Genomic DNA, 23,618 nt, shown 5'->3' on the forward strand with positions numbered 1-23,618 from the left:
AAAACTTGAGGAGCAGAGGCATCTGGGGGAGAGGTCTCAGAGAAATTTGCCTTGAGAATGAAACAGCCCTGACTGGTCAAGCAGGGTGTTTTTATTATAAGATTAAATATTGGCCTCTTCTAGTTCTTCCATTAATAAAATAACGCCTTGAATTTGTCCTTGGCTACCCATTAAGGGGCTACAGTTAACTTGACATTGAATGCTTTTTCCTCGACGATTAATCGCATTAACAATGACTTTTGAAGCTTGATTAATTTCACCGGAAAGACAAATCCGAATCGGTTGTCGGAGCTTGTCAACGGGTAAACCAATATCCAAGTTTAAAAAGTTTTGTTTAATCGCTTCTTCATGTCTCAGACCCCAAAGATCTTCGGATTTATAATTCCAAATTTGCACTTGTAAATCTCGATTAAGAACCACAACACCACCTTTTAAACTGGTTAAAATTGATTGTAAAAAGGCATTGGCTTGGTTTAATTCTTCTCCTCTGCGCTGTAATTCATCATTAACGGTTTGTAACTCTTCATTGGTAGATTGTAACTCTTCGTTCATCGTCTCTAATTCTTCATTGGTAGACTGTAACTCTTCATTGGTGGTTTCTAACTCTTCATTACTGGACTGTAACTCTTCATTAGTGGTTTCTAATTCTTCATTGGTAGACTGTAATTCTTCATAGGCCATTTCTAATTCTTGATTAGAATGTTCTAAATCTTCTTGTAAATTTTTATAGCGAGTCATATCAATAAAATTAATACTAATTCCCAAAGTTTGATTATTGGCATCTAACAACGGACAAACCTGAATATCAATAAAAATAATATCACCCGAAGCCATTTGTAATTCAATATCTCGGATATTCACAGCCCGTTTTTCACTATATGCTTGTTCCATACAGGAACGTAATTCAATAGGACGATAGGAAATCTCTAAATCTTGTAACGGACGTCCGACATCACGGTTGGTTAAATTAAATAAAAATCGGGCACGTTCATTCGCCAGGGCGAGTAAACCATTCATATCAATAATAATCCGGGCGCAGGGGCCACTATCAAAGGCTAATTCCCGTAAACGAACATGACTCGAAAGATGGTTGACGGCTTCTTCATTCCCTGTTTGTGCCATAATTAATAATCGATCTCGAAGATTGAGTTTAGGAACTTTAGCAAAAACTCGACACTTTAGATCTGTAGGTGTAAAGGTATTAGCATGAGTTAATAACATCTCCGCTTTTCCTAAAAACAGGAATCCTCCATCCCGCAGTGCAAAGTGAAATCGAGCTAAAATTCGGCTTTGAGCTTCCGCATTAAAATACATTAAAGTATTGCGACAAACTAATAAATCAACTTTAGAAATCGGAGCATCTTGAAGTAGATCATGACGACCAAAAATCACGCAGCGACGTAAATCTTTACGAAAGGTATAACGGGTATCAATTTTTTCAAAAAACTGTTCGATTTGTTCTGAAGATAAACCATTGAGATCCTTCTGAAGATAAATCGCTTGTCGAGCTTGACCTAGAGCTTCTTCATCAATATCTGTGGCATAAATTTTAACCCGTTCTCGAAACTGCTCAATGCCAATTGCTTCTGCAACCATCATCGAAATGGTATAAGCTTCTTCACCGGAAGCACAGCCAGCACTCCAAATTCTGATGGTTTCATGAGGTTCTTTATGGGCTAGAATTCGGGGGATAATTTCATCTCTGACATAATCCCAAGCGGTGCGATCGCGCCAAAAAGAGGTAACATTAATTAAGATGGTGGTAAATAAAAAATTAAATTCTTCGGGGTGAACTTCTAAATAATCCAGATAATTACTATAGCCTTCAATGTTAATCGTTTGCATCCGTTTGTTGACGCGACGCATTAAGCTCGAACGTTTATATCCAGCAAAGTCAAACCCTCGACTCCGTTTTACATAGTCCAGCAGAGCTTCAAATTCTATATTTTTACTGGAATTTGTCACCTTGATTGACCTCCTTGAGATGAATATTGCTTAAATTTTGGAGAATAAATGAGACACTTTTAATTCACTCAGTCAACCCTTTTAATCAAAAATAGATGATGGTTTTTCATCAGGATCGAAAATAAAATGATAGTCTAGTTTTAGGAACTGTTCAATGCTGTCGTCTCTTTCATCAATTTGAAAAATCCTCGTTACCGGGAAAACCAATGGTCAAACCTGACATAATTGTGATTGGTGCGTCGGCTGGGGGAGTAGAAGCATTAACCTAATTGGTCAATCCTCTACCCCACGACTTCCCCGCCGCTTTGTTCGTCACCTTACATTTTCCTAGTAATAGTATTAGTGTTTTGCCTCAAATTCTCAACCGACGGGGACATCTGCAAGGGATACATCCCCAAGATCACGAAGTCATTCGCCCCGGAATCATCTATGTTGCTCGGCCAGATTACCATTTAATTATTAAACCAGAGCATATCCGGTTAAGTCATGGCCCCCGTGAAAATGCCTTTCGTCCGTCGATTGATACGATGTTTCGTTCGGCAGCCCATTCCTATCGCCAGCGAGTCATCGGAGTAATTTTATCAGGAAGCATGGATGATGGAACTGTAGGGTTAGCTTTAATTAAACACTATGGCGGCGTGACGATTGTACAAGATCCTGATCAAGCTTTGTTTTCACCGAATGCCCCGCAGTGCCATTGAACGGGTGAAAATTGACCATATTTTAAAGGTTGCAGAGATCCCCTCAATGTTGATTCAGCGTACCAATCAACCCATTCAACAGGAAGAAATTATGGTGGATGAAATCGCCAAAGAAAGTGAAATTGTCGCCCAGCATAAAGCGGATTTGGAACAAGGAAAACATTCTGGGTCGGCCTCCATGTTAACCTGTCCAGACTGTGGGGGGGTCTTGTGGGAATTACAAGAGGGAAATGTGCTGCGGTATCGGTGCCATGTCGGACACGCCTATTCTGTTGATAGTTTACTCGAACAACAAGGAAATGATGTGGAACGGGCGTTGTGGGGGGCTATTCGGGCGTTAGAAGAAAAAGCGGCGTTAGCACGACGGATGGCAACCCAAGCTCGAACCCACCATCGTACCCTTTCAGAAAGCCAATTTTTACAGCGAGCACAGGAAGCAGAACAACAAGCGGCTCTAGTGCGTCAAGTTATTTTACAACAAATGGAAACCCACTAAGCAACTATTGGGGGTCTGGATTTTCGGTTTTGACGACTCGAATTGTTTCTTCAGATAACGGAATTTCTGCTAAGATTTGATCATCGGTTCCGACTTGCTCAATGACAAGTTTTTCTCGTTTAACCGGAACTTGAACAAAATAAGTTTCAACTTGTTTACGAATAACAACTTCTCCTACTTTACGGCGTTCCCGTTCGACGATTAATTTTTCTTCTTTTAAAGGAATGGTTATATTATCGACAATATTGGGTTGATTTTCAGAAGCAGGTAATGGTAAGGTTGAATCGGTTTCATCTTCTTCATCGTTGAGGGAAAAGGATGGAATAGGAGTAGGAAAATATTGTTGAGGAGTTGAGGAATTTGGGTGGGTCTTGAGAAAGGGTTCTAACTCTGGTGTTCGTTCAATAAAGAGTAAACGATCATCAATATGAGTTTGTTTAATTAAGTTCGCTTTGAGTAACAATAATTGCTGACGATTTTCAGGAGTTATATTCAGAGGAACGACTAATTCCACTTTTCCTTTAGCATTGGAAATAACATCAATGACTTGACCAACAACTTCCCCATCTAAGGTTTGAATCCAACAGCCGTTGAGTTTTTTTGCTAATTGTTCAACTTTCCTATTTTTATGATACCCTTCAGGATAAGAATAAGCCATCTTTATTACCTCTTTTCAAGCTTGAAATTAAAAAAATTAGTAAAAATTTAACTCACTATAAAGAATTACAAGATTAGGGTTCTGTAGAGATATTTTGGGGAACATCTCTACAGAAAAAACTAAGCTTTCTCTACAGAATCAACCGAGAATTTAACGTTTGTCTTTAATCGTAGGTTCTCCATCGGTTTTAACATTCAATTTTTCCCGACGCAGTTTTTCTTGGGCTGTTACTGTATCCCGGTCAACTTCTTTACGAACATTGACTTCTTCGGTCACAAAAGCTTGCTTGCGAATATCGGCTGTTTCTTCATAAACATCGACGCGAGCCACTTCCCCTTCGCGGAAATTAGCTTCGCCAGGGTTAACAGGTCGTTCCCCTGTCGGAGTCATGCGTTCAACGACAACCCGCTCTTTTTCAACGGGAACACTAGCTTGTTCTGTGCGAACTTCTACGGTTTTACCGACTGAAACTGTACCTGCTTTTTGACGCTGTTTCTCAGCAATTAAGCGTTCTTCATAAAGCTTAATTGTGCCATGATTTTGAGCCTGGGTTAGATATAATTCGGGCTCGTTCTCGTATTTATAATTATCCCGATTGTAATTGGTTTTTGCAGATTTAGAAGTCCGATATCCCGCCCGAACTCGCTCTTCATAATCGTAGTCTACCGTCATATTATCAGTATATTCAGGTAACGCTTCGGCTTGGTTTTTGGTTAATCCCAGAGCATAAACACGTTGATTAGCATAGTCCATTTGGGCGCGACCAACGGGTAGTAAAACTTTTTTACCAAACACCCAAAAACCTGTATCAATCACAAAATACCGAAAATACCCATTCTCATCAATTAAGGCATCGTAGACTGTGCCAATTTTTTCATTGGTTGTATCGGTATATACATCGAATTTTTTAAGATCTTTGCCATCAAAAATTTCTTCTTTGTAATGGGGATAAGCATCTTTAATTTTAAACAAAGTCATCTTTCGATTCCTCAAATACTATTCCTTAATCATGTCAGAAAAAAACGAATTTTTGTTGTGTCATTAGATAGAGATTATTCTCCACCTCAAGATGGAGAGGATGCTAATAGGATTTTTAAAGTTGAGCAAGGAAACAGAAAAGACAAGAATTTAGCCGAAAATTTTAATTTTAGAAATTTTAATTTTAGAAATTTTATAATTTGAAATGTAAATCCTCTGCATTCGTTTTTTAAGCGTAGAAGCTAGAGTGTTTACGGCTGTTCAACAGAGGACAAACAGAAAACTTTCGACTATATCTACGAAAGAGCCTTAAACTCTTATAGAATTAAATTAAATCAAGTTAACTACCGTGAATAAGGAAAGAAAAGCAATGCACGTTTTACTGGTAGAAGATGAACCGGGAATTGCACAGTTTATTAGTCAAGGGTTACGGGAGGCTGGATATCTAGTGGATGTGGCTACCGATGGCAAAAAAGGCTGGGACTATGCCTCAACGGTTGAGTATGATTTAATGATTTTAGATTTGTTACTTCCGATCAGGGATGGATTTCAACTTTTGGGTAAAATTCGGAATCATAAAATTATCACTCCCGTATTACTTTTAACCGCACGAGATAACGTAGAAGATCGAGTTCAAGGTTTAGATCGAGGGGCAGATGATTATTTAGTAAAACCCTTTGCTTTTTCTGAACTTTTAGCACGGTTAAGAGCCTTACAACGTCGTCCTCCATTACAATTAGATACAGTATTACAAGTTGCTGATTTAACGATGGATACCGTTAAACGAGAAGTGCGACGGGGTGCAAAATTAATCGAATTAAGTCCTTTAGAATTTAAACTTTTAGAATATTTAATGCGTCATCGGGAACAAGTCTTAAGTCGGACTCAAATTTTGCAACACGTTTGGGATTTAGATTTTTACAGCGATTCTAATATTGTAGATGTCTATATTGGGTATGTAAGACGCAAAATTGATCGGGGATTTGAACAACAAATTTTACAAACAATCCGGGGTGTTGGATATTGTTTAAAGCTGGGAGAAATCAATGATTAAAAAAATACATTTTGGAAAACGAACTATTCGGGTAGAACTAACGGCTTGGTATATTTTATTATTAGCTTTTACCTTAATGCTCTTTAGTAGCTACCTCTATGTTGTTTTAGAACATAGTTTGTTGAAACAACTGAACACGACCCTACAAGTCACAGCAACCCAAACCTTAAGCAACTTAATTAATAAAGATGGTCATTTAGCTTTTCGCTCCACTGAAGAATCTCAAGCCCTGACAGAACAATTTGTACAAGCTGGAATTGCAGTCAGATTAATCGATCAACAAGGTCATATTTGGGATGGTTTTGGTAGTTATTCTGCAATTCCTGTATTGATTCCCCAGAAAAAGGGATATTTAGATTTAAGTTCTCCTGACAAGAATTGGCGGGTTTATAATCAACCAATTCAGACTTCAAAAGGGGATACAGTATGGTTACAAGTAGCAGAATCTTTAGAGCCTGTTTATAAAGCCTCTAAACATCTGTTTAATTTAATGATATTAGGATTTCCTTTAGTCTTATTAATTGCTGGCTTAGGGGGTTGGTTTCTAGCAAATCGGGCTTTAAATCCCCTTCAGGAAATTATTAGTAAAACCCAAATGATTAGTGCTAGTAATTTTACTCAACGGATTGATTATCAAGGCCCTCCTGATGAAGTGGGACGGTTGGCTAAAACCATTGATAAAATGTTGGATCGCTTAGAATTTGCCTTTGAACATGAACGCCGATTTACCGCCGATGCTGCTCATGAATTACGCACTCCCTTAACGGTTATTAAGGGCAGAATAGGTGTTAGTTTAAGTCGTATTCGTACCCCAGAAGAATATGAAATAACGCTACAAGATTTAGAAAAAGAAGCAGATCGATTAATTCGATTAACCAATGGCTTGCTATTTTTAGCTCGACTGGAATTGCGACAAATTCAACCTTCGTTTTTACACCCCGTAGATTTAACAAATTTATTGGGAGCTTTGGTTGAACAACTGGAACCTTTATCGGCATCTAAACAAATTATTTTAAAACAGATAATTGCCGAAAATTTATGGATTCTTGGGAATCCTGATTATTTAACAAGTCTATTTTTAAATTTATTAGATAATGCCCTCAAATATACTCAAAAAGGAGGCCAAGTTATTTTAAAAGCGCAACAAGATGAGGAACAGATTGAAATTACAATACAAGATACAGGTTTAGGAATTGAATCCCAACATTTACCTTATTTATTTGAGCGGTTTTATCGCGTTGAAGAAGCGAGATCTCGTCAGACTGGAGGTGTAGGTTTAGGATTAGCAATTGCTCAAGAAATCTGTCGCTTACATGGCGGAAAATTAACCGTTGATAGCCAAATCAATCAAGGAACAACATTTAGCTTATTTTTACCTCGCTCCCGCAGCTTTTAAAATACCGTCACAAATGAAACTTGGGGTATAGAATCTGGATATTGAGAATACAAAATATTGTTTCATTTTTGTTAAAACCATATTTTAGTGCCAAATCTGGAATTAAGAATATTCTTAGAATTTTCTCACCGTTCTCTTAGTATATTTTCTTTGACTCAAAAAACTAGGAGGTGTTTGTTTGTTCAGTGACGCGAAATGGGTGATACACTAAAGGAATTTTCACAAAGGCTACAAGGATAGGCATCAGTTATCAGTCAGTCCCGTCCAGTAACCAGAGTTGTTAGTGATTGAGGAAATAGTTATGCCTATTAAACGCATTATTAGCGGTTTGAATGATTTTCAAGAGAATTACTTTAAGGCTAATCAAGACTTCTTTGAACAGCTATCTCAGGGTCAAACCCCAGAGATTTTATTTATCACCTGTTGTGATTCTAGGATTGCGCCCAACTTGCTGACTCAGACTAAACCCGGAGAACTGTTTATTATTCGTAATATGGGCAATATTATTCCGCCTTATGGAACCCTGAATAGTAGCGAAGCCACCGGAATTGAATATGCGGTTCAAGCTTTGAATATCAAAGAAATTGTCATCTGTGGACATTCCCATTGTGGCAGTATCAAAGGATTATTACAACTCCAAAGCTTGTCTGATGAAATGCCTTTAGTCTATGACTGGTTGAAACATTACGGAGAACCAATTCGCCGGATTATTCGAGAAAATTATCCAGAATATTCTGGAGAAGAATTATTAAACATAGCGACCCAAACTAATGTTTTAAATCAAATTGCCAACCTAGAAACCTATCCCGTTGTTCGCTCTCGGCTACAGGCTGGAAAACTTCAACTTCATGCTTGGGTTTATGAAATTGAAACAGGAGAGATCTTAGCTTATGATGTTAAGCAAAATCAGTTTGTTCCCCTTGAACAAGAACCCTTTCCTGTTCCTGATCCTTTAAGCACTATGCAACCTATTTAAACGGTTGTAAAATTTTCTAAAATGGTCTTAAAAGTCAGAGAATTTTCCCCCGCTTACAACGGCCAACTTCAACCCCTTATTAGGGGTAATTTTCTGGTAATTTATCGGATGTAGAGTAAGAGTAATGGATTTACCCCCTCTACAAACTGATAAATTAATGGTGCTTTTGTCCTGTTCTATTCCCTATTATCCAGATGAGTAATTCTATTATCAAATTTCAGAAAGGGAGTTTAGGTACTCGATTCTTGAATGTGTTAAAATCTAGTAACCAATGGGTTCATAAAACCCCAGAACGAGCCTTAGAACAAGCTTATCAAGCTGCTTTAGCAATAAAAACTATAGAAGATCAGCATTTTGAAGGTCAAAAAGTTTCCGAAGAAGCCCCCCAATATACTCCTAGTGTTTTAGAGTGCTTTATGAAGGATATTGAGAAGCATTTAAACACGATTAAATTCAAACTGGGTGAATTTAAACTGACTCGTAATTTAGATCACTCTGGAGATATAGAATTTATTGAAAAATTAAAATTTATCGATGAAATTGTTGATCGATATCAACATAATTCTTCTGTCTCTAATCCCCTCGTCTATTCCGATTCCTCTGGCTTGACATCTGTGAAAAGACTGAACAACGGAAAATCGACTGACCCATCGGGTTTATCTCCCCTAGACTTTGTGGAAGTTGAGTCTTCTGGAGAAATGTTTAAAGGGAAAAAAAGTGGCGCATTACCTCGTTCTATTGGACGCACGTTTAAAAAGATTCAAACGGAATTAGACGATGAATCTGAAGAACGTTTAATGAATAGCTATCGAGCATCTCGTAAAAAGACAAAATCGGCGGTTAACTTTCTGTTGATGCTGATTTTAATTCCGCTTTTATCCCAACAAATCTCGAAAAACTTTATTTTTATTCCCCTCGTAGAACATTATCGACAAACCCATGAAGTTCCTTTATTTCTCAACTCAGAAATGAAAGAAGAAGCCCTTCATGAGTTAAAATCCTATGAAGAAGAACTGCAAATGAGTAGTTTGCTCTACAAAACTCCTACCCTTGAATCTGAAGAAATGGAAAAGAAAATGGAGGAGAAAGCTGAAGAAATTTCTAAAGAATTTGATCACAAAAGTAGTGAAGCTATTAGTAATATTTTTGCGGATTTTGTGGGATTAATCGCCTTTACTTTAGTGATTCTCTTGAATCAACAAGGGTTGATTGCTTTAAAAGCTTTGCTCAATACTGTCATGTATGATTTGAGTGATAGTGCTAAAGCCTTTATTATTATTTTACTCACCGATATCTTTGTGGGTTTTCACTCTCCCCATGGTTGGGAAGTTCTATTAGAAGGATTTTCAAGTCACTTGGGAATTGCACCAAATCGCAGCTTTATCTTTTTGTTTATCGCTACTTTCCCCGTCATTTTAGACACGATTATGAAATATTGGATCTTCCGTTACCTCAGCCGGATTTCACCCTCTGCGGTAGCAACGTTAAGAAATATGAACGAGTAAAAGTGAAACCTGAAACCCTTTCACTTCTTTCTGTTCCCTCTTCAAGTAGCGCTATAGAATGGATTCATCATGCACTCAGTTAACCACTTGTTAGCATCAAAGAATGATACATTAGCTTATGAAGATTCCTATTATTCAGCCAGAATGGTTTAGAAAAAACCGGGTTTTGCTTGTTTTTTTGATTAGCTTACTTTGTGTCATTGGGTTAAATCTTCCTGCTTTTGCAGTTACCTATAAAACCTCTAGTGTAAGAATTCCTATTTTTGGATTACACGATATTATTGACGAAGCCAATATTAATCAAAGTGCAGAAAAACGGTTACAATTTGATAATGATTATTTCAAACAGGATTTATATACTTTCCTGAATTATTTAGCTCAAAATAACTATTGGTTTTTAACCACCCAAGATTTATTTACCTATTTTATTCAAAAATCACAACCTATTCCTCAAGAACGGATTGGACAAAAACCGATCATGATTAGCTTTGATGATGGTTATGAAGGAGTTCATCAGAATGTTTTACCAATTTTAAAAGATTTAGAAGAAAACTATAACAAAAAAGTTAAAATTGTTTGGTTTATCAATCCAGGATTAATGGGAGTTAAATTAAAAGACTTTATACCTCATGTCAGTTGTGAAGAATTGCGGGATGGCTATAAACGGGGCTATTATGATATCCAATCTCATGGTCAAACTCATGAAAAATTAACTTTAATTAAGGGTAAAAAGTTAAAATTTGAACTCGAACAAGCTAAACTTGATCTGAGAACCTGTATGCAAGATTTAGATAAAAATAAATGGGTTGCGGCTCATTTTGCTTATCCCTTTGGAAAAGTAAATCGCAGAGTTGAAAAATCCTTATCTCCCTATTATTTAACGGGGTATGTTTATGATGGGAATATGCTACGGATTAATCGTTACACTAATAAATATCGCCTCTCTCGAATTACGGTTAATCGCTATACTTCCCCCCGGAGTTTAATTAGAATAGCAAAAAGAGCAACAACTTTAAGAAAGTCTTAAATCTTTATATCAGGAAACACAATTATGAGTTTGAAGGGTGAGATCCAAGCTAATCATGATATACTTGAAGACTTATTTGAAGCCGTTGTAATGACTTTAGCTGGGGAGTCAAGTCAATTAGCCGTTTGGGTACTGGATGATCAGCTTAATTTTCCACAGATGAAAGCGCGGCGTATTGGAGCTTCCTCGCCGTTTTCTGAAAGTAAGAGTATATTAGCAGGTTCCGGTTTATTGATGAAATTAACAAGGGAGAATGTTCAAAACATTTTACCCCTTTTTAGGGAAAATGATTATCTAGGCTATCAGATTTTGCACCTTGAAATTGAATCTCAGGGATCAGTTCAATTTGCAGCTTATGATCACTTTTGTGTCGTCTTTTTTGGCGATCAGATTTCCTTAGAAATGCTAGAAAGGCTCAAGCAGCGTGATATTATTCAAGATTATAGTATTCCTTGATCTAATTTAGCCGAAGAAGGAATATTGCTTAAAGCTAATTTCCACCCTTCAAAAGACACTTTTAAAACTTATAGTGGCTAACCCTTCCTAATTTAATTGCAGAACTTGACCCACAACTTCAGATAACCGTTGAGCATCAAAGGGTTTGGTCAGATATTCCGTTGCCCCCGCCAAACGACCTTGAACCTTATCAAAAGCGCCATCCCGTGCTGTTAACATAATAATAGGCAAATTTTGAAACTGGGGAATACTGCGAACGGTGCGACAGAGTTCTAAACCATCAATTCCCGGCATTGCCACATCCAGAAGCAAAACCGAAACTCGTTCATGGTAAATCATCGACAAAGCATCGACCGCATTATCGGCCACCAGAACACGGTATTCTTTCCCTAATGCTTGTTGCACCAGCCCTTGCATGACTGTACTATCGTCAACAGCCAAAATAGTGGGTATAGAATCTTGGAGTACAGACATAGCGATTCATGTTCCTTAGTCGAGATGCCCTGCTCATTCACAATCAAGGGGATTCAAAACAGGCTTTAGATGTGGATTGGAATGCAAAAGTGCCATAACTTTAATTATAGAGTAAAAGCATTCCTTCTTTTCCCTATCAGCGATCTCGTATTTTTAAACGGGATATGATCAAGGGACTTTGATCTGTGTTACTTTTCTATTATCACAGTAGAGGGCTTCAGTTTGTTAAATCCTGTAAGAATCTTAATTAAATTTTTGTAAAAAAACTAAATTTTTTCAACTTTTTTGGACAAAATAGACATTAAGTTAGACCGAAAAAATGGTGCAAAATCCTTAATTTTTCGGAAAAATTAAATCAGCGTTGAATTCTAAGGATTTGAGACTCAGTTCCGCGAAGGGCTTAAACCTTTGTTAAGATTAAGGTAAATAAATGTAGAGACGTGCCATGGCGCGTCTGTACTGTGAGATCAGGACGTTTGGACAAACAATGTCATACAGCTAAGGCGAGTCAAACAAATGTCAGTTGACTGTTGACTGTTAACGGTTGACCATTGACTGTTAAATCGTCAATCATCAACCGTGAGTGGGGGTTTGAGAATCAAGCTCTTACTGCAAAGTCTCATCAGAGCGTCGCATACCCGCTTCCTGATAGATAGCCATTCCCCTGTATGGTGATTATCAATGAATGCAAGATTTTTAGGTCAAACCATGTTTAGCCCAGAGGGCAATACTCTTTCTCAGGTCATCCACACGGTTTCTGAAATTCCCTTTGATGATTTGACTCACTTAGCGTCTTATCTGGCTCAGGCGCCCATTGCTTTAATTACATTTCGCGATACCACCCATCAGTGGTTGAAATCTCAAGTGGGTTTAACCGGAACGATACACCCGTATTTAAACTTCTGTGAGTTTATCATGGAATTGCACACTCCACCGGAATCGAGGATGGAGGATAGAGCCGAACCGGAAAATTCAGTCCGGTTTGTAGACACCTATCAAAGCTTAAAGCAACCTCCAAAACTGATTATTATTCCTGATACTTGCAAGGATAAACGTTTGGCAACCCAACCCTTAGTTACAGGGGAGCAACCCATTCGATTTTATCTCGGTATTCCTTTAATGACGACGGATCACGTCATGTTGGGAATGATTTCTATTATGGATTATCATCCCCGTGAATTGTCCTGTGATACCCTCGACGCTTTACAATCCCTGAGTCATCAAATTATTAGCCAAATCAATTTACATCGTCAACTGATTCAGACAAAAACTAAATTTAATCAACTCGAACATATTATTAATGAACGTAAGCAAGTTTGGGAAGTGGTTCGTCAAGAACGGGACTTTGTTTGCGCCGTTCTCGATACCGTCAGCGCCTTAGTGATTGTCCTTGATCCCGATGGTAAAATTATTCGCTTTAATCGCACCTGTGAAGAATTAAGCGGATATTTAGCCCAGGAAGTGGAGGGAAAAACCTTAGATGAATTGGGATTAACCCTATTTCCCCTCGCTAACCCTAGCAACTTGGCGTCAGAATCAATCATGATTGAGTTTGACGAACCCCCCAAACCTCGGAAAAATCAACAATCTTCTCCTCAAGTTGACTCCGCTTCCGACTCCACCCTGGGGGAAACCGAATGGATTCGACCCGATGGCCAACGCCATTGGATTGCCTGGTCACATACAGCTTTGCTACAACCTAATGGTTTAATCAGTCATCTGATTATCACCGGGATTGATATCACCGAACGCAAACAGTCCCAAGAACGTCTGGGACTTTTAGAACGGGCGATTACAGCGAGTCCCAGTGGGATTGTAATTAGTGATTTTACTCAACCGGATTGTCCGATTATTTACTGTAATCCCGCCTTTGAACGGTTAACGGGCTATAGCACAGAAGAAGTGTTAGGACGCAATTGTCGATTACTGCAAGGGGAAGATACTGATCCCTCTGAACTAGCTCGCATTCGTCATGCCATTACCCATCAGCACGATTGTGTTGCCACCCTCAAAAATTACCGTAAAGATGGTCGGTACTTTTGGAATGAACTCTCGATTTCTCCGGTGCGTGACCGAGAAGGACGTTTAACCCATTTTATTGGTATACAAACGGATATTACCCACCGCAAACAATCGGAAGATGCTTTGCGAGAAAGTGAAGCTCGTTATCGGCTTTTAGCGGATCATGCGACGGATTTAATTTCCCGACATAGCCCTGATGGCATTTATTTATATGCTTCTCCAGCCAGTCGGCAACTTTTGGGATATGAACCTGAAGAATTGATCGGACAATCGTTATATGAGTTGATTCACCCGGAGGATTTAGACGTTGTTAACCCAAAATGTCTGCTCCTGCAAAATAGTTCAGATATTTACACGATTAGTTATCGAATTCGATGTCGCAATGGAAACTATATTTGGTTTGAAAGTACCTGTCATGGGTTGGAAAATCAGGATTCAGAAACTCTTGATGAAATGATTGCTGTTTCCCGCAATATTACCGAACGAAAACAAGCGGAAACTCTCTTATTAGAGCGCTCACGACTCTCTCAATTAGAAGCAGAAGTGGGAACCGCCCTCGGACATGGGGGGTCAATTGCTGGGATTTTGGGCCGTTGTACAGAAGCCATCGCCCAATACCCCAAAATCTCAGGGGTAGGAATTTGGACATTGAATCTTCAAAGCAATTTGTTAGATTTGCAAGCGAGTGCGGGATTAACGGTTTATGAAGGCCATCTAACCGAAACTGATGTTTTAAGCCATAAATTTCCCTATTCTCTTCCGGGAACTAGACACCAAACCCTTAATTTTCCTTTGGTGGTGGAAGGTCGTTTAGTGGGGTTGATGGGGATTTGTAGTGATGAAATTCTCAATCAGGAAGCACAAGGGGTATTGGGATGGGTGGCGAATGCCTTGGCCGTTGGTATTGATCGGGTGAAGGCGCGGGAAGAGTTACAAAGTCGCCGGGAAGGGTTACTGTTTCGTTTAGCCAGTCAAATTCGGGATTCTTTAGATATTGATACGATTTTAGGCACGGCGGTGAATGAAATTCGAGCGTTGTTGCAAGTGGATCAATGCCATTTTCTTTGGTATTTGCCGATGCAGCCGAATCAACAACCGAGTTTTACCGTTACCCACGAGGCGCAAAATCCTAATTTATTGAATGGGTTACAGGATTATCCCCCGGCTCAAATTCCTCTATTAGCGGAAAAAATTCGCATGGCGGCGACAATTCAAATTGATAATATTGAAACCACAACCGTGTTGGATGAATCGACCCGTCAGTTTTTCCAGCAGGCGGGGATTTTTTCGTTGTTGCTGTTACCGTTAGAAACGCGCTCCGGTCAACGGGGGGCGGTGGTTTGTAATCATTATCAAGTGTTTCGACCTTGGCGGGACAGTGAGGTGGAGCTTTTACGGGCGGTGGTGGATCAGTTAGCGATCGCCATTGACCAAGCTGAATTATACGCCCAAACCCGCGCCGCTGCCTTAGCCGCCCAAACTCAAGCGTTTCATCTGAGTGAAGCCTTACAGGATTTGAAACAAAAGGAAGCCCAGTTAATTCAAAGTGAAAAAATGTCTAGTTTAGGACAAATGGTGGCGGGAGTTGCCCATGAAATTAATAATCCGGTTAATTTTATTTATGGGAATCTCACTTATGCTAAAGAATATACTCAAGATATTTTAGAATTATTGGAATTGTATCAAGAGAGTTATCCTAATCCCACTCCAGACATTCAAGCAAAATCTCAAGAAATTGAATTAGAGTTTTTAGTGGAAGATTTACCGAAAATTCTATCTTCAATGGAAATGGGGGCGGATCGGATTCGTCAAATTGTGGTGTCTTTGAGAAACTTCTCCCGATTAGATGAAGCTGAAATGAAGCCTGTTAATATTCATGATGGCATTGATAGCACCCTTTTAATTTTACAAAATCGCTTAAAACCTAAAGGCGCTTTTCAGGGGATTGAGTTAATTAAAGATTATGGCAAATTACCGAGGGTGGAGTGTTATGCTGGACAGTTAAATCAGGTTTTTATGAATATTTTGAGTAATGCTATTGATGCCTTAGAACATCAACCTGAACCTCGAATTATTAAAATTAGTACGGATGTGATTCATCCAAATTTCAGCGATAAAAAATGTAAATTTCCGCCTTTAGATCAAGTCAGAATTATTATTCGAGATAATGGCCCTGGAATTGAAGATAAAGTTAAAAATCGACTGTTTGATCCGTTTTTTACCACAAAACCTGTCGGAAAAGGAACGGGTTTAGGGTTATCCATTAGTTATAAAATTGTCGTCGATCAGCATCGAGGAGATATTCATTGTTATCGAGATCAAGACAATTTCACCGTGTTTGAAATTTCCATTCCTATTTCTCAAAAAGAACAACCTTCAGAATTAGTTTTTGAATAACTAGGGAATAGGGAATGATTCAAGATTTAGTAGAGACGCGCCATGGCACGTCTCTACAGATATAATGAGTAGAGATCTAGGTTCCCAGTCTGATTTTTTCCCATAATTGTTGATACTGTTTGATAGAATTTTGGGAAAGGGGCTGGAGGAAATCACTTTTTTCTAAAATAGAAGATTGAGGCAATAATAGCGGATTTTCTCTTAATGATTGGGGTAACTCTTCCGGGTTCATTCCTAAAATAATAGGAGATGTTGTTGCGGTTAATAATGACAGTTGAGTTGCGACTTGAGGCGACCAACAAAAATCAATCCATTGATCTGCTAGTAGAGACGTTGCATGCAACGTCTCTACCGTAGGAGAAGCTTGAACCTTTGCAGGTTTCACCCATAAATCTAACCATAAAGCAGTACCCGATTTGGGAACAACGGCGGCTAATCCATTTTGATATTGTACTTCTGGAGAAATATCCGTAGACCAACCCACGGCTAACCAAGTATCTCCTAAAATTAACGGTTTTAGATAACTATTAGAATCATAAAGTCTAACATTTTGATGCAGTTTAAGCAGTTCGGATTCTAAGTTTTTAACTTGGCTTAAATCGGCAGTATTATAAGAATAGCCTAATTTTTTTAACGTTAAACCAATGACTTCCCGTGCTTGATTCGGTAAAGAAATCCGATGACGCAATTCCTGACGCCATAAATCACTCCAGTCTTGAGGTGTCCATCCTAACGCTTTAAACTTATCAACCCGATAAATAATAACGGTACTTCCTGAACGATAAGGCGCCCCCCAAATTTTTCCTTTAGAATCAAATTTACCTTCAGAATTCCGTCGGACAATATTTTGCCAACGGGGGGGAAGTTGTGACCATTGCGGCCATAATTTAGGATCAAGGGGTTGAATCAGTTGTTGTTGAATGGCAGAATTTAACCAGAAATCTCCAATCATGACCAAATCAGCTTGAGATGATGACTGAGGAGAAGATGGGGATTTCGATTTTTGTAATACTCTAAATAAATTGTTGAGTTGGGGTTGAGGAACAAAATCAACTCCGTCTTGCTCAACTTGTTGGCGAAACTTGCTCACCATTTGCACGGGAACAGAGCCTTTAAGAACTTCAACCCTGAGCGCCGTAGAGACGTGCCATGGCACGTCTCTACATCCGGCTACGACACTACTCAAGGTTAAGGTACTCATTCCTTGTAGAAAAAACCTTCGCTTCACAGATTACTCAATCCGTTTTTCTAAATATTGGCCAATCATAGTTTGTTCCCCAGCGCGTGAAATAATCGTTTGTCGGGTGCGGTATCGCTGACCCACCAGTTTAAGTTCTTCTTCAAATACAGAACCATTGTACTCGGTTCGGAGGCACAATGTATTGGCATCCAGCATATAATATTGGGCAACAACGGGTTTAGGTGTCATAAACCCCTGATCTCGATAAAGTAGGGTTTCTGAAACACCAAACACCGTTGCTCCCTGCGATAATTTCTTTCCTGAGACGGAATTAGAACTTTTCCAGTTGACTTTTGACCCGCAGGTAATCATCGTCGGATCATCTAATTGGTGTAATTGAGCAATATTAATCAGTTCAGGGCTACCTTGTTGTAAAAACTCTACGGTAATCTCGCTGGCGACTTCTTGAGTGTCTCCCTCGGGTAGGGTGTAGTAACGCCGTTCTGAATACCATTTCCCAATACTGCGTTGGAAATAGTCTGCGACTTGGGAGACGATATCAGACGGGTTTTGTTGGATCAGGGCTTTCATTCTGGCTGCTCCTAAACACGAGATTAACGGATGAATTCCCTCACAGGAGAGGCAAAAGTCAAAGGTTTGTTACAATTCTTAATATAATCACAACAACCTTAAACTCGCAATCATTTTTTGCTGATCAGCTGGAAAAATCTACATAAAGTAGAATCAGTTAGTTTGTAACATCTACCTTCAGGTAGAATTAGGTTAGGAATACACTAACTGTCTCTATTTTTCAAGACCTCTGTGATAAAAAATCAACGTTTCATGACAAAATTTTGAAATTTAATGAGTTTGGGCGGTTTTAGAAAAAGAGGACAACAGGACTATTTTTGAGAAATGAAGCTTTTTGTCCCAGAGGTCGGGAATTTTAAGTTAAGTGTTGAATTTGAGTTTCCTGGAAAAACTGATCAACAGCATCAATAAAATTTATATTAAGGGATTTCAATAATTTTTTATCAGGATTAAATCTATACAAGATTCAATCAACTATTTTTCCAGGATCTTTTTGGGATTTGGGCGGATTAAAGTTTTGGAGTTAATTATAAAAATAGCAATCAAAATATTTTGATCTATAAGAACTCCGGTACTTCCTACGATAAAAAAGAATAGACCCACCCGCCGAATATGTGGAGTTTTAGGATCGATGATCAGCAGGAAAAGGTGACTTTCTTTCAGTATGCAAAGATGCGTAACAGAAGACTTCAGCAAAAGGTTAAATAATTTAGTAAATAATGGGATATTGTCTTTTTGCTGTCTAGGATTAACTTAAGAGATTTTTGAGTTAAACAGGAGTATTTTTATGGATGGGCTAACCAAACAAGTTGTCGCGTTGACGAATAAAGTAGATGCGTTATACGAAATGATTAAACAGCTTACGGATCAAGTCTCTGAGCATTTATCCCAGGAAGAATCAACCGAACCTACCTCAGCAACTTCTAACCTTCTGGAGTATGGTTTTTCAGTTTCCTCCTTAAATTCCTCAGAAACCCGACAAAATTCATCCGTACAGGAACACAAAGATGTCCTCATAGATGACGACTATATAGAAAGCAATTACTACAGTCGGGAACCTACCTTGACCGCAGATATTCAAATTCAGCGCCTCACCGCACAGCTAACCGCCGCTTATAACCGAATTGCAGCGTTAGAAGAACAATTATTATCCAAAAGAATCCATTTTTAAAGAAACCGGGAGCAGACAAGGCGTTTTGGCTGTTGTTGACACTCCCCACGGCTAAAGCCGGGGGATTCTTGAAGACTCCACAAACGAAGTTTCAATGGTGCTGGCAAAAACACCCTAGACGCTCAAAACAACTACCACTACGACAGGTATTGCAATTGCGCTTACTTTTAAATTGTTTTCGCTTTCCGAGTCCATCACAATGCCAGTTAGGTACGCTCAACATCCTGCCATTATTTGCCCTTTAACTATTCCAAATCAAGTTGGGTATGTCCGTTGCCGGGATTTCTCCGTACTAGGATGAATCAACAGGTAGATGGTTATTCTTACTTGCTTTGTCTTCATTATACCACTGTGGCTAAAGCCACACAATCGTTTCACGGGATTTAAAAATCCCTACCGACTTATCCCCATGTCTGAAGCCAGGGGCTTGCGTCTCGTTTTTTGGTCAACGGTCAACCGTCCAGGGTCAACCGTCAACACCCAACACTATATTATTAGAGATAATAATCTTGAAGGGCTTTCACCTCAATGGGAGTAGACTTCAAGGAACGAATGGCAGCCACCGTTGCTTTAGCCCCTGCAATTGTTGTGATGATGGGGATTTTGTACGCTAAAGCCGAACGACGGATCAGAATTCCATCACTGCGGGACTCTTCCCCAGACGGGGTAATAATTGCCAACTGCACCGCCTGATTTTTAATCGCATCCAGAATATTCGGTCGTCCTTCGTGCAGTTTCAATTCCATATCGACTTTTACGCCATTTTCCCAGAGCACTTTGCGAGTGTTAATGGTAGCACTGACTTTAAACCCTAACGCCAAGAAATCCTCAACCACAGGTACAATAGCTTGTTTATCCCGATCATTCATCGAGACAAACACCGTTCCTGATAAAGGTAGCACTTGTCCGGCGGCGAGTTCTGCCTTCGCAAAGGCTTTACCAAAGTCGGTATCAATACCCATGACTTCCCCTGTAGAGCGCATTTCCGGCCCTAGTAGCACATCGGTTCCAGCGAATTTAGCAAAGGGTAACACCGCCTCTTTCACCGAAACGTAAGTGGGGAGTTTTTCTTCGGTTAAGCCTAATTCCGTTAAGGATTTACCGGACATCACCCGGGATGCAATTTTGGCTAAGGGAACCCCAATGGCTTTGGAAACAAAGGGAACTGTTCGAGATGCACGGGGATTCGCTTCTAAAATATAGACCTTTTCCCCTTGGACGGCAAATTGAATATTCATCAGTCCCACCACATTTAACGCTTTGGCGAGTTCAATGGTTTGGCGACGAATGGTGGCGAGGGCGGTTTCTGATAAGGTTTGGAATGGAATTGAACAAGCCGAGTCCCCAGAGTGAATTCCGGCTTGTTCGATATGTTCCATAATGCCACCAATAACGACATTTCCGCTTGGGTCAGCGATCGCATCGACATCCACTTCAATGGCATTTTGTAAGAACTGATCGACTAAAATTGGGTGATCCGGTTCTACCTGCACCGCAAACAGCATATATCGTTCTAATTCTTCATCGGAATAAACGATTTCCATCGCCCGCCCTCCTAAGACATAAGACGGACGCACGACTACGGGATAGCCGATGCGTTTTGCCACTTTTAACGCTTCTTTGAAACTGCGAGCCATGCCATTTTCGGCTTGTAAAATATTCAATTCCCGCAGAATTTTTTCAAACCGTTCTCGGTCTTCAGCAATATCAATGGAGTCGGGCGAAGTACCCCAAATTTTGGTTTTCAGGGGCAGTTTTTCTAACGCTCGTTGTAGGGGTAAGGCTAATTTTAGAGGGGTTTGACCGCCAAATTGAATAATAATTCCAACAGGTTCTTCCGCTTCAATAATATTCAGAACATCTTCTTTGGTTAGGGGTTCAAAATATAAGCGATCGCTGGTATCATAATCCGTTGAAACCGTTTCTGGGTTAGAGTTAACCATGATGGTTTCATAGCCTTCTGCGCGTAACGAATAGGAGGCATGACAACAACAATAATCAAACTCAATCCCCTGTCCAATGCGGTTGGGGCCACCCCCTAAAATCATCACCTTGGGTTTAGTTGAGGGTAAAATTTCGTCTTCTTCCCAATAGGTTGAATAATAATACGGGGTCATGGATTCAAATTCTGCCGCACAGGTATCCACCATTTTATAAACAGGTTTAATCCCTAATTCTTGGCGATAGGTGCGGACTTCATCTTCAGTGGTTTTTGTGGCAAAGGCAATTTGGCGATCGCTAAATCCTAGCCGCTTCACCGCTAATAATTTATCAGCCTCTAACTGTTTTAAGGAAGTTCGTTTCAGGAATTTTTCGGTTTCTAATAATTCCTGCATTTTATCTAAGAACCAAGGATCAATTCCCGTGAGTTCATAGATTTCTTCAACCGTCATTCCCAAGATCATCGCGTTACGAACGGTTAAAATTCGTTCTGGGTTAGGTGTGCGTAAACCGGAACGAATATGATCTAAACTAGAGAGTTTTTCTGAGCGATCGCAACCCCAACCTGCTAACCCCGTTTCTAAAGATCGTAAGGCTTTTTGGAAGGATTCACAGAAGGTTCCACCAATTGCCATGGCTTCCCCAACGGACTTCATTTGTGTGGTTAAAACAGGCTCAGAACCGGGGAATTTCTCAAAGGCAAATCGGGGAATTTTTGTCACCACATAATCAATTGTGGGTTCAAAGGAAGCGGGGGTTTTTTTGGTAATATCGTTCTTAATTTCATCTAAGGTATATCCCACCGATAATTTCGCCGCAAATTTAGCGATGGGGAACCCGGTAGCCTTTGAAGCTAAGGCGGAAGACCGACTGACACGGGGATTCATCTCAATGACAATCACATCTCCCGTCATGGGATTAACCGCAAATTGGATATTAGAACCTCCGGTTTCTACCCCAATTTCTCGGATAATTTTAATCGACGCATCCCGCAGTCGTTGATATTCTTTATCGGTTAAGGTTTGGGCGGGAGCAACGGTAATTGAATCCCCCGTATGGATGCCCATGGGATCGAGATTTTCAATTGAACAAATAATCACCACATTATCAGCGAGATCCCGCATCACTTCTAATTCGTATTCTTTCCAACCGATGAGGGATTGTTCGATTAAAATTTGAGACACCGGAGACGCATCTAAACCGGATTGAGCAATTTCTTCAAATTCCTCTTGGTTATAGGCAATCCCGCCTCCAGTTCCTCCCATGGTAAAGGCGGGACGAATAATTAATGGATAACTGCCAATTTGACGCGCTACATCTCGCGCTTCATTCATGGTATTGGCAATTCCCGAAGGGCAACAAGCGACGCCAATTCGTTCCATTGCTTCTTTGAAGAGTTGCCGATCTTCGGCTTTTTCAATGGCTTCTAATTTAGCACCAATCAGTTCGACTCCATATTTTTCTAATATGCCATTTTTTGCTAGAGCAACGGCTAAATTAAGGGCGGTTTGACCTCCCATTGTCGGCAATAAAGCATCGGGGCGTTCTTTTTCAATCACCTTGGCGACGACTTCAGGCACCAAAGGTTCAATATAGGTGCGTTCGGCTGTTTCTGGGTCAGTCATAATTGTTGCCGGGTTAGAGTTGACTAACACCACCTCATACCCTTCTTCCCGCAGGGCTTTACAGGCTTGAGTTCCTGAATAGTCAAACTCACAGGCTTGTCCAATTACAATGGGCCCAGAGCCTAACAGCAAAATTTTCTTTATGTCAGTACGTTTCGGCATTATGAATTCCAGTATATGAGTTGTGGAACAGGCATCTTGCGAGTTGTGGAACAGGCATCTTGCGAGTTGTGGAACAGGCATCTTGCCTGTGCGTAATTGAGTATATAGCTTACTCTTGACATCCGCCCCCTCGTAGAACGAGGGAGATTCCATCTATTGCAACAAATCGAAAATCGATAATTGTTGAAATGCTGGTGGGTTGACGATTCGCTGGCTGCTGCTACAAATAGCTGTAGTCTGACGCTTGCCTCCACGTCCGTTTAAAGTCTCCGAATGCCCTCCGGCGACTTTTATATTAACTGCGACATTAACATCTCGATGCGCCAGCAGGCGCGGCTAGCGCCATCATGAGATTCACCGCAATTTAAACAAATCCATTCTCGGATTGAGAGATCTAATTTAGCAATCTTAAATCCGCAACAGGAACATTTTTTTGGTGTTGGCTCCCATCGATTGAACATTTTAAGGGTATCGCTTCAGATTCGGGTGAACTGTTTGATTAAACCTTGACAAAAGTACCGATTTAAACACATTAAAGCGATTCACACGGATTAGATTCGGTGAATATCAACTCCCTCATCGGTGTAATCTATAAGAATCTATGCTAAAAATCATTTAATTTTGTTGTTTTTTTAGAAAAATTTTCGATTTTTGGGGTTGCTTAAAAGTTGGGGCTGTGTTAAGATATTGATAGTTAATATAATGGGATGGTTGCAATTTTAAAATTTTTGCAACCATCCCATTATATTATAAATAGTTTCCCATGAATTCCCGGTTTTGTCAACCCCACCACCCCTGTTTTTTGTCAATTTTTGTAAAGAAAGATTGTGTCCATCATTGGAG

Annotated in this window: 18 protein-coding genes; 10 read left to right on the forward strand and 8 right to left on the reverse strand. The window is 39.7% G+C overall.

Annotation, left to right across the window (positions count from 1 at the left end; all coding sequences use genetic code 11):
• Positions 1-102 precede the first annotated feature (102 nt).
• Complete coding sequence (locus IQ236_RS10220) at positions 103-1,965, reverse strand: CheR family methyltransferase (protein WP_193869161.1); 1,863 nt, start codon at positions 1,963-1,965, stop codon at positions 103-105.
• Between the two features lie 269 nt (positions 1,966-2,234).
• On the opposite strand from IQ236_RS10220, the gene IQ236_RS27690 reads away from it, so the two are divergent.
• Together IQ236_RS27690 and IQ236_RS27695 are read left to right on the forward strand one after the other, a co-directional pair.
• Entirely contained in the window at positions 2,235-2,666 is a 432-nt protein-coding gene (locus tag IQ236_RS27690) for a chemotaxis protein CheB (RefSeq protein ID WP_228041526.1), read from the forward strand.
• Positions 2,647-3,162 carry a hypothetical protein gene (locus tag IQ236_RS27695; protein WP_228041527.1) on the forward strand — a complete coding sequence of 172 codons (516 nt, stop codon included), beginning with the start codon at positions 2,647-2,649 and terminating at the stop codon, positions 3,160-3,162. Before IQ236_RS27690 ends, IQ236_RS27695 begins: the two co-directional genes overlap by 20 nt.
• 4 nt (positions 3,163-3,166) lie before the next feature.
• Here the strand turns inward: IQ236_RS27695 and IQ236_RS10230 are convergent, their stop codons facing one another.
• Together IQ236_RS10230 and IQ236_RS10235 are read right to left on the reverse strand one after the other, a co-directional pair.
• Entirely contained in the window at positions 3,167-3,820 is a 654-nt protein-coding gene (locus IQ236_RS10230; RefSeq protein WP_193869162.1) for a YsnF/AvaK domain-containing protein, read from the reverse strand.
• A 150-nt stretch (positions 3,821-3,970) separates the two neighbouring features.
• Positions 3,971-4,798, reverse strand: coding sequence for a DUF2382 domain-containing protein (locus tag IQ236_RS10235; RefSeq protein ID WP_193869163.1), 828 nt, complete (start codon positions 4,796-4,798; stop codon positions 3,971-3,973).
• A gap of 370 nt (positions 4,799-5,168) precedes the next feature.
• On the opposite strand from IQ236_RS10235, the gene IQ236_RS10240 reads away from it, so the two are divergent.
• The 6 genes from IQ236_RS10240 to IQ236_RS10265 all read left to right on the forward strand — a co-directional run bounded on the left by IQ236_RS10240 (position 5,169) and on the right by IQ236_RS10265 (position 11,212).
• Entirely contained in the window at positions 5,169-5,852 is a 684-nt protein-coding gene (locus IQ236_RS10240) for a response regulator (RefSeq protein ID WP_193869164.1), read from the forward strand.
• Complete coding sequence (locus tag IQ236_RS10245) at positions 5,845-7,248, forward strand: sensor histidine kinase (protein ID WP_193869165.1); 1,404 nt, start codon at positions 5,845-5,847, stop codon at positions 7,246-7,248. Before IQ236_RS10240 ends, IQ236_RS10245 begins: the two co-directional genes overlap by 8 nt.
• Before the next feature lie 301 nt (positions 7,249-7,549).
• A complete protein-coding gene (locus tag IQ236_RS10250; protein ID WP_193869166.1) occupies positions 7,550-8,224 on the forward strand; it encodes a carbonic anhydrase in 675 nt (224 codons plus the stop codon).
• Between the two features lie 194 nt (positions 8,225-8,418).
• Positions 8,419-9,729 carry a proton extrusion protein PcxA gene (locus tag IQ236_RS10255; RefSeq protein ID WP_193869167.1) on the forward strand — a complete coding sequence of 437 codons (1,311 nt, stop codon included), beginning with the start codon at positions 8,419-8,421 and terminating at the stop codon, positions 9,727-9,729.
• A gap of 118 nt (positions 9,730-9,847) precedes the next feature.
• Positions 9,848-10,756 (forward strand): polysaccharide deacetylase family protein, encoded by a 909-nt coding sequence (locus IQ236_RS10260; protein WP_193869168.1) that lies wholly within the window; start codon positions 9,848-9,850, stop codon positions 10,754-10,756.
• A 24-nt stretch (positions 10,757-10,780) separates the two neighbouring features.
• Positions 10,781-11,212, forward strand: coding sequence for a hypothetical protein (locus IQ236_RS10265; protein ID WP_193869169.1), 432 nt, complete (start codon positions 10,781-10,783; stop codon positions 11,210-11,212).
• Positions 11,213-11,299: 87 nt separating this feature from the next.
• Here the strand turns inward: IQ236_RS10265 and IQ236_RS10270 are convergent, their stop codons facing one another.
• Positions 11,300-11,686, reverse strand: a complete 387-nt coding sequence (locus IQ236_RS10270; RefSeq protein ID WP_190524802.1) for a response regulator transcription factor — start codon at positions 11,684-11,686, stop codon at positions 11,300-11,302.
• A 708-nt stretch (positions 11,687-12,394) separates the two neighbouring features.
• On the opposite strand from IQ236_RS10270, the gene IQ236_RS10275 reads away from it, so the two are divergent.
• Entirely contained in the window at positions 12,395-16,105 is a 3,711-nt protein-coding gene (locus tag IQ236_RS10275; protein ID WP_193869202.1) for a PAS domain S-box protein, read from the forward strand.
• Between the two features lie 76 nt (positions 16,106-16,181).
• Here IQ236_RS10275 and IQ236_RS10280 read toward each other — a convergent pair whose 3' ends face one another.
• Both IQ236_RS10280 and IQ236_RS10285 read right to left on the reverse strand, forming a co-directional pair.
• Complete coding sequence (locus tag IQ236_RS10280) at positions 16,182-17,333, reverse strand: extracellular solute-binding protein (RefSeq protein WP_322744110.1); 1,152 nt, start codon at positions 17,331-17,333, stop codon at positions 16,182-16,184.
• A gap of 3 nt (positions 17,334-17,336) precedes the next feature.
• The gene (locus IQ236_RS10285; protein WP_193869170.1) at positions 17,337-17,876 is read right to left on the reverse strand and encodes a phycobiliprotein lyase; all 540 of its coding nucleotides are present in this window, start codon (positions 17,874-17,876) and stop codon (positions 17,337-17,339) included.
• A gap of 787 nt (positions 17,877-18,663) precedes the next feature.
• Between IQ236_RS10285 and IQ236_RS10290 the strand changes: the two genes are divergently transcribed.
• On the forward strand, positions 18,664-19,047 hold the full coding sequence (locus IQ236_RS10290; protein ID WP_193869171.1) for a hypothetical protein: 384 nt from the start codon (positions 18,664-18,666) through the stop codon (positions 19,045-19,047).
• Between the two features lie 494 nt (positions 19,048-19,541).
• Here IQ236_RS10290 and carB read toward each other — a convergent pair whose 3' ends face one another.
• On the reverse strand, positions 19,542-22,775 hold the full coding sequence (gene carB / locus IQ236_RS10295; RefSeq protein ID WP_193869172.1) for a carbamoyl-phosphate synthase large subunit: 3,234 nt from the start codon (positions 22,773-22,775) through the stop codon (positions 19,542-19,544).
• Between the two features lie 290 nt (positions 22,776-23,065).
• Positions 23,066-23,236, reverse strand: a complete 171-nt coding sequence (locus tag IQ236_RS28305; RefSeq protein WP_193869173.1) for a zinc ribbon domain-containing protein — start codon at positions 23,234-23,236, stop codon at positions 23,066-23,068.
• Positions 23,237-23,618: the final 382 nt, after the last annotated feature.

The organism is Planktothrix mougeotii LEGE 06226 (assembly GCF_015207485.1).
Lineage (GTDB): Bacteria > Cyanobacteriota > Cyanobacteriia > Cyanobacteriales > Microcoleaceae > Planktothrix.